Below are 11,835 nucleotides of genomic sequence, written 5' to 3'. Positions count from 1 at the left end.
CGGTCGACTACGACCCCGCCAAGCGGACTGCGTATCGCGAGTTTGTCGCCGTCGAACGCGGCGATCATGTCGCGGCCAAACAGGCCGCCGCGGCCGCGATCCAGGAGGCCGCCGCCGAGGGCCAGTCGCTGCTGGTCGCGGTCGCCACCAAGGGCGGCGGACGGGTCAACGAGCATTTCGGTCATGCCAAGGAATTCCAGATCTACGAGGCTTCGTCGAAGGGCGTTGTCTTCGTCGGCCATCGCAAGGTCGAAGCCTATTGCCTGGGCGGCTTCGGCGAGGACGCGACCCTCGACGCGGTCATCGCCGCGCTCGAAGGCGTGCGCCATGTGCTGTGCGCGAAGATCGGCGACTGCCCGAAGGACATGCTCGAAGCTGCGGGCATCGCGGCGAGCGACGCCTATGCCTACGAGTACGCCGAGACGGCCATTGGCGCACTCTATGCCGAGACCTTCGCCAGCGCGCCCAGTCAAGCGGTCGCCTGACGCAAAGCTTCAGTCCGTTTCAATCAGGAGGAGAAAGACAATGGCCTTCAAGATCGTCGCGTCCCAATGCACCGCCTGTAGCGCTTGCGAATTCGAGTGCCCGACCGGCGCCATCAAGTTCAAGAACGACGCCTATATCATCGACCCCAAGATTTGCACCGAATGCGAAGGCCATTTCGACACGCAGCAATGCGCCAATGTCTGCCCCGTGCCGAAGACTTGCGTGAAGGTCTGACCGCGCTGAAGATGGGCGAGGCGCGCGTGAGCGAGAATGGGGCGGCCGAGGTCGAGGACGGCGCGTTCGACTGGTTGGGCAATCCCGTGCGCTGCGCGGATTGCCCCTATGAGGAGACGCGCGCGGCAGGCCTATGCGACCTCGGCAAGACCTGCGTCATGGACCGGCGCGCGCGGCGCATCGACCGCTTCTTCGCGCTCAATCCGGCCCAGGCGGAACGTCACCTCGCCCATCCCTATTTCGAAGTGCGCACGCTCGCGGCGCGCTACGCCTCGCCGTTCCGGCTGGTCGCGCTGATCGATGACGCCGAGCCGGACGTGCGGGCGATGGTCGCGCTGCGCCTGCCGCTGGCGCGGATCGGCGCGCTCGCGCACGATCCGGACCCGCGCGTGCGCATCGCCATCGCCCAACGCCTGAGCGGCGAAGCGCTCGCCGCGCTGTTTAACGACAGCGACTATTCCGTGCGTCTGGCCGCGGCGCGGCGCGCCGAGCCGGCGCTGCTGCTTCGCCTGATACACGACAGCGACCCGTCGGTTCGGCGCGAAGCGGCGCGGCGCGTTCCCGCCTATGCGCTTGTCGGCATGATCGCCGATCCCGATCCGCTGGTGCGCATCGAGATCGCCGAACGGCTGCCCGACGAGGCGCTCGCCCTGATGACGAAAGACGAGGACTTTCGTGTTCGCTTCGTCTGCGCCGAGCGCCTGCCGGTTGCCGCCCTCGGCGCGCTCGCCGACGACGCGGACGAAATCGTGCGCGACCTCGCGCGCCAAAGACTGAGCATGGGAGCCGAATGATGGGATTGGCCCGCGAACAGGAAATCGAGATTCGCGCCGCGCCCTGCTTCTTGCCTGGCGAAAAGGTGCGTGCGACCAAGCACGTCAAGAACGACGGCACCTACCCCAGGCGCGAGATCGGCGACGTCCTCGTGTGCAAGGGCGAGGTCGGCTACGTCAGGGACATCGGCACGTTCCTGCAACAATTCTACATCTACGCGGTCGAATGGGTCGACAGCGGGACGCTGGTCGGCATGCGCGCCAAGGAACTCGTCAGTCTCGACCGGACCGCGCCTGACACGCCGAGCCTCGAGGAGAACGCGCAATGAAGGTCATGATCCGCCGCGGCGACAAGGGCTTGTCCGCCTACGTTCCGAAGAAGGACCTGGAAGAGCCGATCGTCGCAACGGAGCGCGTGACCTTGTGGGGCGGTTCGGTCACGCTGCGCAACGGTTGGACGCTCATGCTTCCCGACATGCCCGCCGAAACGCGCCTGCCGATTACCGTCAGCGCCCGGAAAGTCGGCGAGGAGGAATGACCATGGACGGCTTGCTCGAGGCCGAAGCGCGCCCTGACGTCGCCGACCAGCTCGCGCGCGCGCGGCGTGCGCTCGTCGCCGACGCGCTCATTCCCTATCTCGGGCCAGGAGTGCTTCCGCTTTCCGGCGCGACGTTGCCCTCGACGCCGGAAGCCGTCGCCGCGGCGCTGAACGCCCGCGCGCCGGCGCCGGCGCGCATCCGCACCAACATGTGGTCGGTCGCGCAGTTCATCGAGAGCCGGCGCCATCGCAAGACGCTCGACGCCTTCATGGCCGACATCTTCGCCGCGCCCGCCCCGCCGACGCCGTTGCTGGAGTTTGTCGCCCGCCTGCCGCTCGCGCTGATCGTCAACGCCTGGTACGACGACGCCATGGCGTCCGCGCTGCGCGCCGCAGGGCGGCGCGACTTCGTCGAAATCCAGGGGGTGGCTCGGGCCGGCGTGCGCGGCGACGTCTGGACCAAGACCTACGACGCCGACGGCGCGCCATGCGAGGGCGGCGCGGCTGACGACGCCGGCACGGCGCTCTATTCACCCCATGGCGGCGTGCGGCCGGCGCGCAATTTCCTCGTCGCCGATTCCGATTATGTCGAGGTGCTGACGGAAATCGACATCCAGACGCCGATCCCGGCGGCCGTGAAGGCGAGGCGCGCGGAGCGCGGCTTTCTCTTCCTCGGCTGCCCCTTCCACGACCAGATGCTGCGCACCTACGCGCGCCAGATCATGAAGCGCTCGAAAGGCCCGCATTTCGTCGTCGTCGAGGCGGACGCGCTGACCCGCAACGAAGCCAAGTTCTTCGTCGATCAGGATATCGAGATCATCGACGCGCCGCTCGCCGCGGCGGCGCAGGCCCTGGTCGGTTGAACCGCGACGAAACGAACGGCTTGGCGAGGGCGGCTGCCCCTTCTCCTCGCAAGGGGGAAGGCGCGCGCGCTTCTCTTCTGCTCCCGCGCCAGCCCGTGAAGACGACCATCCTGTCGCGTTTGTCGGGGTCGCGACACAACGCTGTCGAGGCGCCCAGGTTCGCGTAATGTCTTGCAACGTATTGTTATAATACCGCGATTTGCCTGCACGGCGACTTGGCACGATCCTTGAAATCCTTGTTTCGCGAGGCGGCGAAATTCGCTGCCGAGATCTTCCGGGCGACCCTCAAAGGCGCCCCTCGCGGTGAAAGGAACTCGGGTCATGGCAGCTCTTCGCCAAATCGCCTTCTACGGCAAAGGCGGCATCGGCAAATCGACAACGTCGCAAAACACCCTCGCGGCGCTCGTCGATCTCGGACAGAAGATCCTCATCGTCGGCTGCGATCCCAAGGCCGATTCCACCCGTCTCATCCTCAACGCCAAAATGCAGGACACGGTGCTCAGCCTCGCCGCCGAGGCGGGCTCGGTCGAGGACCTCGAACTCGAGGACGTTCTGAAGGTCGGCTACAAAGGCATCAAGTGCACGGAATCCGGCGGCCCTGAGCCCGGCGTCGGTTGCGCCGGCCGCGGCGTCATCACCGCCATCAACTTCCTCGAAGAGAACGGCGCCTACGACGACGTCGACTACGTCTCCTACGACGTGCTCGGCGACGTGGTGTGCGGCGGCTTCGCCATGCCGATCCGCGAGAACAAGGCGCAGGAAATCTACATCGTCATGTCCGGAGAGATGATGGCGCTCTACGCCGCCAACAACATCGCCAAGGGCATTCTCAAATACGCCCATTCCGGCGGCGTGCGCCTGGGCGGGCTCATCTGCAACGAGCGCCAGACTGACAAGGAACTGGAGCTGGCCGAGGCGCTCGCCAAGCGTCTCAATTCGAAACTGATCCACTTCGTGCCACGCGACAACATCGTTCAGCACGCGGAGCTGCGCCGCAAGACGGTGATCGAATATGCGCCCGACAGCGCGCAGGCGAACGAGTATCGCCAGCTCGCCAACAAGATTCACAACAACTCCGGCAAGGGCACGATCCCCACTCCGATCACCATGGAAGAGTTGGAAGAGATGCTGATGGAGTTCGGCATCATGAAGACTGAAGAGCAGGCGCTCGCCGAGTTGCAAGCGAAAGAGGCGGCCAAGCTGGTGGCTGCGCTCTGACCCTGGCGGCGCGCGCGGCGCGGGCTTTGACCCCGTCGGCGCGCGCGCCCCAGGCGACCCGCATCGTTCGATAGGAGACCCTCATGAGCCTCGACTACGAAAACGACGGAATCTTTCACGAGAAGCTTATCGAGGAAGTTCTGTCGCAATATCCCGACAAATTCGGCAAGCGCCGCCGGAAGCACCTCTCGATCGCCAAACCGGCGGGCGAAGACGAAGTCGCCGGCGAGGTTCAGCAGCTCACCGAATGCGACGTGAAGTCCAACATCAAGTCAGTTCCCGGCGTGATGACGATCCGCGGCTGCGCCTACGCCGGCTCGAAGGGCGTCGTCTGGGGCCCGGTCAAGGACATGGTCCACATCAGCCACGGCCCGGTCGGTTGCGGCCAGTACTCCTGGTCGCAACGCCGCAACTACTACATCGGCAATACCGGAATCGACACGTTCGTCACGATGCAATTCACCTCCGATTTTCAAGAGCGCGACATCGTGTTCGGCGGCGACAAGAAGCTCGACAAGGTCATCAACGAGATCAATGAGCTGTTTCCGCTGGCGAATGGCGTCACCATCCAGTCGGAATGCCCGATCGGTTTGATCGGCGACGACATCGAGGCCGTGGCCAAAAAGAAGGCCAAGGAAAGCGGCAAGACCGTCGTTCCGGTGCGCTGCGAGGGTTTTCGCGGCGTTTCCCAGTCGCTCGGCCACCACATCGCCAACGACGCGATCCGCGATTGGGTGTTCGACAAGAAGGAGATCGAGTGGGAAGCGGGTCCCTACGACGTCAACGTCATCGGCGACTACAACATCGGCGGCGACGCCTGGGCCTCGCGCATCCTGCTTGAGGAAATGGGCCTGCGCGTGGTCGGCAACTGGTCGGGCGACGCGACGCTCGCCGACATTGAGCGCGCGCCCAAGGCCAAGCTCAATCTCATTCACTGCTACCGTTCGATGAACTACATCTGCCGCCACATGGAGGAGAAGTACGGCATCGCCTGGATGGAATACAATTTCTTCGGGCCGTCGCAGATCGAGGCGTCGCTGCGCAAGATCGCCAAGCACTTCGGCCCCGAGATCGAGGCCAAGGCGGAGGCGGTGATCGCCAAGTATCGTCCGCTCGTCGACGCCGTGATCGCCAGGTTCAAGCCTCGCCTCGCCGGCAAGACGGTGATGCTCTACGTCGGCGGCCTGCGGCCGCGCCACGTGATCAACGCCTACGAAGACCTTGGTATGGAAATCGTCGGCACCGGCTACGAATTCGGCCACAACGACGATTACCAGCGCACCGGCCACTACGTGAAGAAGGGCACGCTGATCTACGACGACGTGACCGGCTACGAACTCGAAAAGTTCGTCGAGAAAGTCCGCCCCGATCTCGTCGGCTCCGGCGTCAAGGAGAAGTACCCGGTGCAGAAGATGGGCATTCCATTCCGTCAGATGCATTCGTGGGACTATTCGGGCCCCTACCACGGCTACGACGGCTTCGCGATTTTCGCTCGCGACATGGATCTGGCGATCAACAATCCCGTCTGGGACCTGTTCGACGCCCCATGGCTGAAGCCGGAGTCCTTGGCCGTCGCCGCCGAGTGATCGGAACCAACCCGAACGAAAGCGACTAGCCCCCCCCCCGCGCCGCGGAGCCCGACCCCCGCGTCAGTGCGCAACCCCAGTTCTCGACGGCGCCGCCGGATGGCGCGGCCCGGACATGAGAGGAACCGAATATGCCCCAGTCAGCCGAACGCATCCTCGACCATGCGCCGCTGTTCCGCGAACCGGAATATCAGGAGATGTTCGCGCGCAAGAAGGCGACGCTCGATTGCGGCGTCGGCGACGCCGCCGTCGCCGAGCAGGGCGAGCACACCAAGAGCTGGGCGTATCGCGAAAAGAACCTTGCGCGCGAAGCGCTGGTGGTGAACCCGGCCAAGGCCTGCCAGCCGCTCGGCGCGGTGTTCGCCGCCGCCGGCTTCGAGAGGACGTTGAGCTTCGTCCACGGCTCGCAAGGTTGCGTCGCCTATTATCGCTCGCACCTTTCGCGCCATTTCAAGGAGCCTTGCAGCGCAGTTTCCTCGTCGATGACCGAGGATGCGGCGGTGTTCGGCGGGCTCACCAACATGGTCGACGGGCTCGCCAACGCCTATGCGCTCTACGGGCCGAAGATGATCGCGGTGTCGACGACCTGCATGGCCGAGGTCATCGGCGACGATCTGCACTCGTTCATCCAGACCGCCAAGGACAAGAATTCGGTTCCGCAGGACTTCGCCGTGCCCTTCGCGCATACGCCGGCCTTCGTCGGCAGCCACGTCGACGGCTACGACGTCATGGTCAAGGGCGTGCTGGAAAACCTCTGGAAGGGCGCCGAACGCAAGGTGAATGGCAAGATCAACATCATTCCCGGCTTCGACGGCTTCTGCGTCGGCAACAACCGCGAATTGAAGCGTCTGCTCGACGTGATGGGCGTCGACTACACCATCCTCCCTGACGCCTCCGACCAGTTCGATACGCCCTCCGACGGCGAGTTCCGCATGTTCGACGGCGGGACCAAGCTCGACGACGTCAAGGCCGCGCTCGACGCCAAGGCGACGATCTCGCTCCAGTATTGGAACACCCGCAAGACGCTGGATTACGCGGAGTCGCTTGGCCACGAGACCGCGTCGTTCCACTATCCGATTGGCGTTCGCGCAACCGACGAACTGCTGATGAAGATCTCGGAACTGTCGGGCAAGGCGATCCCCGAGTCGCTCCGTCTGGAGCGCGGCCGGCTCATCGACGCGATGGCCGACAGCCAGTCCTGGCTGCACGGCAAGAAATACGCGATCTACGGCGATCCCGATTTCGTCAGCGCGATGGCGCGTTTCGTCATGGAGACCGGCGGCGAGCCGATCCATTGCCTGGCGACCAACGGCTCCAAGCGTTGGGAAGAGGAACTGGCCCAAGTGCTGGCGGCGTCGCCATTCGGCAAGGACGCCAAGATCTGGGCGGGCAAGGACCTCTGGCACCTGCGCTCGCTCTTGTTCACCGAGCCGGTCGACATGGTCATCGGCAATTCCTACGGCAAGTATCTCGAGCGCGACACTGGAACGCCGCTGCTGCGCCTGACCTTCCCGATCTTCGATCGTCACCATCACCACCGCTTCCCATTGTGGGGTTACCAGGGCGCCCTCAGGGTGCTGACGACGATCCTCGACAAGGTGTTCGACAAGCTCGACGCGGACACGATCGTCCCCGGCAAGACCGACTATTCCTACGACCTCACGCGGTAATCCCTGTGCGGCGCCGGGCGCGCGATCGCCCGGCCCGCGCCATCCGATTTCCGGAGCTTCGTCCATGTCGAGCCAGGCGCGCATCCAGGCGCTGTTCAACGAGCCCGCCTGCGAGAAGAACCAGGCCAAGGACGCCTCGACGCGAGCCAAGGGTTGCTCCAAGCCGCTGACGCCCGGCGCGGCGGCAGGCGGCTGCGCCTTCGACGGCGCGAAGATCGTCCTGCAGCCGGTCACCGATGTCGCCCATCTCGTCCATGGCCCGCTCGCCTGCGAGGGGAATTCTTGGGACAATCGCGGCGCCGCCTCGTCCGGCTCGGCGCTGTGGCGGCGCAGCTTCACCACCGACCTCACCGAACTCGACGTGGTGATGGGTCAGGGTGAGAAGAAGCTCTTTCGCGCCATCCGCGAAATCGTCGAGACCTACGCGCCGCCTGCGGTGTTCGTCTATTCAACCTGCGTAACCGCGCTGATCGGCGACGACCTCGACGCGGTGTGCTTTCGCGCCGCCGAACGCTTCGGCACGCCCGTCGTTCCGGTTCATGCCCCCGGCTTCGCGGGATCGAAGAACCTCGGCAACAAGCTCGCCGGCGAAGCGCTGCTCGACCACGTCATCGGCGCCTACGAGCCTGACGACGTCGGCCCGACGGACGTCAACATTCTCGGCGAATACAATCTCTCCGGCGAGTTCTGGATGGTCAAGCCGCTGCTGGAAGCGCTCGGCATGCGGGTGCGCGCCTGCATTCCCGGCGACGCCCGCTATCGCGACATCGCCGGCGCGCACACCGCGCGCGTCAATATGATGGTCTGCTCGACCGCGCTGATCAACATGGCGCGCAAGATGGAGGAGCGTTGGGGCATCCCGTATTTCGAAGGCTCCTTTTACGGCGTTTCCGACACGTCCGATGCGCTGCGCCAACTCGCGCGCCTGCTCGTCGCGGAGGGCGCAGACCGCTCGCTCGTCGATCGCGCCGAGGCGCTGATCGCCGACCAGGAGGCGCGTATCTGGCGCCGCCTCGCGCCCTATCGCGCCAGGCTGGCGGGCAAACGCGTTCTGCTCAACACCGGCGGCGTGAAGTCGTGGTCCGTGATCGCGGCGTTACAAGAGGTCGGCATGGAGATCGTTGGCGCCGCGACCAAGAAATCCACCGACGAAGACAAGGCGCGCATCAAGGCTCTGCTGAAGGACGAGAAGCACGCCTTCGACAACATGGCGCCGCGCGACCTCTATGCGCTGCTCGCCTCCGGCAAGGCCGACATCATGCTCTCCGGAGGGCGCACCCAATTCATCGCGCTCAAGGCGAAGACGCCATGGCTCGACATCAATCAGGAGCGCCGCCACCCCTACGCCGGCTACGACGGCATGGTGGAGCTGGTGCGCCAGATCGACCTCGCCATCCACAACCCGGTCTGGGAGCAGGTGCGCGCGCCAGCGCCCTGGGACGCAGAAGGCTTTTCGATCGCCGGCGCGAGTGACGACGGCGCGGATTTCATCGCACGGACGCACAGGAAATTCGCCGCGACGGCGGCGGACGAACTGGGCGAGTGCTAGGGGGCGGAGATGGCGTCGATCCTTCCGGTCGCCAAGGCGGCCTCGGTCAATCCGCTGAAATCCTCGCAGCCGCTCGGCGCCGCTTTCGCCTTTCTTGGCGTCGCCGGCGCCGTGCCGCTGTTTCATGGCAGCCAGGGCTGCACCTCGTTCGCGCTGGTGCTGTTCGTGCGCCACTTCAAGGAGACGATTCCCCTCCAGACGACGGCGATGGACGAAGTCGCCACCATCCTCGGCGGCGCCGATCATCTGGAAGAGGCGATCCTCAATCTGAAGGCCCGCACCAAGCCGAATCTGATCGGCGTCTGCACGACGGCGCTGGTCGAGACGCGCGGCGAGGATTTCGCCGGCGAATTGGCTGCGATCAAATCGCGACGCGCCGCCGATCTCGCGGGAACCGAGATTGCGCTCGCCCAGACGCCCGATTTCGACGGCGCAATCGAGGAGGGTTGGAGCAAAGCGGTCAAGGCGATGATCGAGACGATTGCGCGGCGCGGGCCGGCGCAGCGGCGCAACGAGAAGCGCGTCAACCTGCTGCCGGGCGCGCATCTGAGCGTCGCCGACGTCGAGCACTTGCGCGCGATGGTCGAAGCGTTCGGCCTGGAGCCGGTGATCCTGCCGGACATCGCCGGTTCGCTCGACGGAACGGTGCCGGCAAGCTGGGTTCCCACCACCTATGGCGGAACGGCAATCGAAGACATCCGTACGCTCGGCGAGGCGCGCCTGACGATCGCGATCGGCGAGCATATGCGCGCGCCTGCCGCGCGGCTGCAAGAAATGACCGGAGTCGAATTCGCGCTGTTTCGCCAGCTCAGCGGTCTGAAGGCGGTCGATCGCCTGGTGCGGCTGCTCGGCGAACTCTCGGGCCGGCCGGCCCCGGCGTCGATCCGCCGGCGGCGCGCGCAGTTGCAGGACGCGCTGCTCGACGGCCACTTCCACTTCTCGGGCAAGCGGATCGCCATCGCCGCCGAGCCCGATCTTCTCTATGCGTTGGCGACCTTCTTCATCGGCTTGGGCGCCGAGATTCACGCCGCGGTGACGACGACAGGGGGTTCGAGAATCCTCGAGCACATCCCCTGCGACACGGTCAAGGTCGGCGACCTCGGCGACTTCGAGGCGCTCGCCGAGGGCGCCGACCTGCTCGTCACCCACAGTCATGGCCGACAGGCCGCCGAACGCCTCGGCGTTCCGCTGCTGCGCGTCGGCTTCCCGGTCTTCGACCGCTTGGGCAGTCAGCACAAACTGCGCGTCGGCTATCAAGGCGCCCGCGACCTCATCTTCGAAGTCGCCAACATCTTCGAGAGCGCGCGCTGTGAGCCGACGCCTGAGTCTCTCGATCCATTTCGATACCAGGAGAACGAGCATGAGCGCCGTCCGGCGTCTGCAATTGGTCGGCATTGAGGACGAGCCGGCGAGGGGCCCGCCGGCGCCGGGCGTCGTGCGCGTCGCCATCGCCACGCGCGACATGAAAGGCCTCAACGCCCATTTCGGCTCGGCGCCGCGCTTCGCCGTCTACGACGTGACCAAGGACGGCTGGGATTTCGTCGAGGCGGTCGCCTTCGACGACAATTCCGACGAGTCCGGCGCGCACAAAGGCGAGGGCGAAGATCGCATCACGCCCAAGGTCGCGGCGCTGGTCGGCTGCCATCTGCTGTTCTGCCTGGCGATCGGCGGCCCGTCCGCCGCCAAGGTGGTCGCCGCCCGCATTCATCCGATCAAGACGCCACAGGCGTCGCCGATCCCCGAGGTTCTCGAGCGCACGCGCGCGATGCTCGCCGGCTCGCCGCCGCCGTGGCTGCGCAAGGTTCTCGCCAGCGCCGGCGTCGGCCCAGCCAAACCGGATTTCGAAGAGGACTGACACGCGATGGCGGACATCGAAGACAAGCCGGCCGACCTCACGGCGCCGTTCGTCAGGACACTCGTGCGCGTCGTGCGCGCCGAAGACACATTCGGCGTCTGGGAGCGAAAGTCCGACGCCGAAATCCTCGCCGATTTCATCGTCACCAAGGAGCAGCGGCGGCAGATCCCGATCATCGGCGACCCCGATCCCGACGTGCTGGGGCGGGTGGAGAAGTTCTACATCGCTGTCGGCCTCGACATCGAACGCGCGACCGGCCGCATGGCGTCGCCGATGATGAAGATGTCGCATGAGGGCTTCGGCCGCGTGATCCTGAGCGTCGGCCGGCTGGTGGTGATCTCCAAGAGCCTGCGCGACGTTCATCGCTTCGGCTTCGAGAGTTTCGACAAGCTCGCCGAGGCTGGGGAGAAGCTGGTCGACGATGCGAAGAAATGGATCGACGCCTATCCCGCGGTGGCGGATGTCTGACGCCACGCATTCGCGCCGCTCAAGGCCCACAAGGAAGGGATTCCCATGTCCGACGTCGACGCGCTGAAGAGCGAAATCAAGAAACTCTCGGCCAGAGCGATCGCCGCCAAGATGAATCTCCACGACCTCGCCGAGGATCTGCCGATCAACTGGACCACGATCATGGACGTCGCGCGCGCGGCCCAAGATGCTTACGCGGCCCTCGAAGCAGCGCGCGGTCGCCTGAAAGCGCTGGAGGCGGCGTGATGGCCTATCTGACGCGCGACGGCTCGGCCTGGACGCCGGAATATCTCACCGCGATCGACGCGTCCAAGTGCATCGGCTGCGGCCGCTGCTACAAGGTCTGCTCGCGCGAGGTCATGCATCTGCACGGCGTCGACGATTCCGGAACGGTGCTCGGCAAGGTGACCGAGGACGACGACGACGATTTCGACGGCGAACTGAACCGCAAGATCATGATCGTCGACAATTCCGGCGCCTGCGTCGGCTGCGCCGCCTGCGCGCGCGTTTGTCCCAAGGATTGCCAGACCCATTTGGCCGCCGACCGCATCGCCGCGTAGCGGCGCTGATCCGGCGCGACGAGAAAGCGGAGGCG

At 65.5% G+C, this 11,835-nt stretch carries 15 protein-coding genes; all 15 read left to right on the top strand.

The window, feature by feature from the left end; translation table 11 throughout:
* A partial coding sequence (locus ABSF49_RS07005; RefSeq protein ID WP_424111919.1) for a NifB/NifX family molybdenum-iron cluster-binding protein occupies positions 1-485 on the top strand: 485 nt, incomplete at its 5' end.
* Positions 486-525: 40 nt separating this feature from the next.
* Positions 526-720 (top strand): 4Fe-4S binding protein, encoded by a 195-nt coding sequence (locus tag ABSF49_RS07000; protein ID WP_424111918.1) that lies wholly within the window; start codon positions 526-528, stop codon positions 718-720.
* Between the two features lie 26 nt (positions 721-746).
* On the top strand, positions 747-1,514 hold the full coding sequence (locus tag ABSF49_RS06995; protein WP_424111917.1) for a 4Fe4S-binding leucine-rich repeat protein: 768 nt from the start codon (positions 747-749) through the stop codon (positions 1,512-1,514).
* Positions 1,514-1,822 carry a nitrogen fixation protein NifZ gene (locus tag ABSF49_RS06990; RefSeq protein WP_424111916.1) on the top strand — a complete coding sequence of 103 codons (309 nt, stop codon included), beginning with the start codon at positions 1,514-1,516 and terminating at the stop codon, positions 1,820-1,822. The genes ABSF49_RS06995 and ABSF49_RS06990 overlap by 1 nt, the downstream gene beginning before the upstream one ends.
* Complete coding sequence (nifT, locus tag ABSF49_RS06985) at positions 1,819-2,031, top strand: putative nitrogen fixation protein NifT (protein WP_424111915.1); 213 nt, start codon at positions 1,819-1,821, stop codon at positions 2,029-2,031. Before ABSF49_RS06990 ends, nifT begins: the two co-directional genes overlap by 4 nt.
* Before the next feature lie 2 nt (positions 2,032-2,033).
* A complete protein-coding gene (locus ABSF49_RS06980; protein ID WP_424111914.1) occupies positions 2,034-2,894 on the top strand; it encodes an SIR2 family NAD-dependent protein deacylase in 861 nt (286 codons plus the stop codon).
* A gap of 321 nt (positions 2,895-3,215) precedes the next feature.
* Positions 3,216-4,112, top strand: a complete 897-nt coding sequence (nifH, locus tag ABSF49_RS06975) for a nitrogenase iron protein (protein ID WP_424111913.1) — start codon at positions 3,216-3,218, stop codon at positions 4,110-4,112.
* Positions 4,113-4,195: 83 nt separating this feature from the next.
* The gene (gene nifD / locus ABSF49_RS06970; RefSeq protein ID WP_424111912.1) at positions 4,196-5,698 is read left to right on the top strand and encodes a nitrogenase molybdenum-iron protein alpha chain; all 1,503 of its coding nucleotides are present in this window, start codon (positions 4,196-4,198) and stop codon (positions 5,696-5,698) included.
* 131 nt (positions 5,699-5,829) lie between these two features.
* Positions 5,830-7,368 carry a nitrogenase molybdenum-iron protein subunit beta gene (gene nifK, locus ABSF49_RS06965; RefSeq protein ID WP_424111911.1) on the top strand — a complete coding sequence of 513 codons (1,539 nt, stop codon included), beginning with the start codon at positions 5,830-5,832 and terminating at the stop codon, positions 7,366-7,368.
* 64 nt (positions 7,369-7,432) lie between these two features.
* Positions 7,433-8,917, top strand: a complete 1,485-nt coding sequence (gene nifE / locus ABSF49_RS06960) for a nitrogenase iron-molybdenum cofactor biosynthesis protein NifE (RefSeq protein WP_424111910.1) — start codon at positions 7,433-7,435, stop codon at positions 8,915-8,917.
* A 9-nt stretch (positions 8,918-8,926) separates the two neighbouring features.
* Complete coding sequence (gene nifN / locus ABSF49_RS06955) at positions 8,927-10,315, top strand: nitrogenase iron-molybdenum cofactor biosynthesis protein NifN (protein WP_424111909.1); 1,389 nt, start codon at positions 8,927-8,929, stop codon at positions 10,313-10,315.
* Positions 10,278-10,772, top strand: a complete 495-nt coding sequence (nifX, locus tag ABSF49_RS06950) for a nitrogen fixation protein NifX (protein WP_424111908.1) — start codon at positions 10,278-10,280, stop codon at positions 10,770-10,772. Before nifN ends, nifX begins: the two co-directional genes overlap by 38 nt.
* Before the next feature lie 6 nt (positions 10,773-10,778).
* On the top strand, positions 10,779-11,240 hold the full coding sequence (locus tag ABSF49_RS06945) for a NifX-associated nitrogen fixation protein (RefSeq protein ID WP_424111907.1): 462 nt from the start codon (positions 10,779-10,781) through the stop codon (positions 11,238-11,240).
* 45 nt (positions 11,241-11,285) lie between these two features.
* Positions 11,286-11,486, top strand: a complete 201-nt coding sequence (locus ABSF49_RS06940; protein WP_424111906.1) for a CCE_0567 family metalloprotein — start codon at positions 11,286-11,288, stop codon at positions 11,484-11,486.
* The gene (gene fdxB / locus ABSF49_RS06935; protein ID WP_424111905.1) at positions 11,486-11,800 is read left to right on the top strand and encodes a ferredoxin III, nif-specific; all 315 of its coding nucleotides are present in this window, start codon (positions 11,486-11,488) and stop codon (positions 11,798-11,800) included. Before ABSF49_RS06940 ends, fdxB begins: the two co-directional genes overlap by 1 nt.
* Positions 11,801-11,835: the final 35 nt, after the last annotated feature.

The sequence above is a fragment of the Roseiarcus sp. genome, from assembly GCF_049514155.1.
Classification (GTDB): Bacteria; Pseudomonadota; Alphaproteobacteria; order Rhizobiales; family Beijerinckiaceae; genus Roseiarcus.
The sequence above is the reverse complement of the archived record's forward strand: the minus strand, read 5'-3'. Positions and strand labels throughout refer to the sequence as shown.

Excerpts from the sequence above, each read along its gene's own strand:
- ABSF49_RS07000 (WP_424111918.1), top strand. The coding sequence starts at position 526 with ATGGCCTTCAAGATCGTCGCGTCCCAATGCACCGCCTGTAGCGCTTGC.
- ABSF49_RS06990 (WP_424111916.1), top strand. The coding sequence starts at position 1,514 with ATGGGATTGGCCCGCGAACAGGAAATCGAGATTCGCGCCGCGCCCTGC.
- nifT (WP_424111915.1), top strand. The coding sequence starts at position 1,819 with ATGAAGGTCATGATCCGCCGCGGCGACAAGGGCTTGTCCGCCTACGTT.
- ABSF49_RS06980 (WP_424111914.1), top strand. The coding sequence starts at position 2,034 with ATGGACGGCTTGCTCGAGGCCGAAGCGCGCCCTGACGTCGCCGACCAG.
- nifH (WP_424111913.1), top strand. The coding sequence starts at position 3,216 with ATGGCAGCTCTTCGCCAAATCGCCTTCTACGGCAAAGGCGGCATCGGC.
- nifD (WP_424111912.1), top strand. The coding sequence starts at position 4,196 with ATGAGCCTCGACTACGAAAACGACGGAATCTTTCACGAGAAGCTTATC.
- nifK (WP_424111911.1), top strand. The coding sequence starts at position 5,830 with ATGCCCCAGTCAGCCGAACGCATCCTCGACCATGCGCCGCTGTTCCGC.
- nifE (WP_424111910.1), top strand. The coding sequence starts at position 7,433 with ATGTCGAGCCAGGCGCGCATCCAGGCGCTGTTCAACGAGCCCGCCTGC.
- nifN (WP_424111909.1), top strand. The coding sequence starts at position 8,927 with ATGGCGTCGATCCTTCCGGTCGCCAAGGCGGCCTCGGTCAATCCGCTG.
- nifX (WP_424111908.1), top strand. The coding sequence starts at position 10,278 with ATGAGCGCCGTCCGGCGTCTGCAATTGGTCGGCATTGAGGACGAGCCG.
- ABSF49_RS06945 (WP_424111907.1), top strand. The coding sequence starts at position 10,779 with ATGGCGGACATCGAAGACAAGCCGGCCGACCTCACGGCGCCGTTCGTC.
- ABSF49_RS06940 (WP_424111906.1), top strand. The coding sequence starts at position 11,286 with ATGTCCGACGTCGACGCGCTGAAGAGCGAAATCAAGAAACTCTCGGCC.
- fdxB (WP_424111905.1), top strand. The coding sequence starts at position 11,486 with ATGGCCTATCTGACGCGCGACGGCTCGGCCTGGACGCCGGAATATCTC.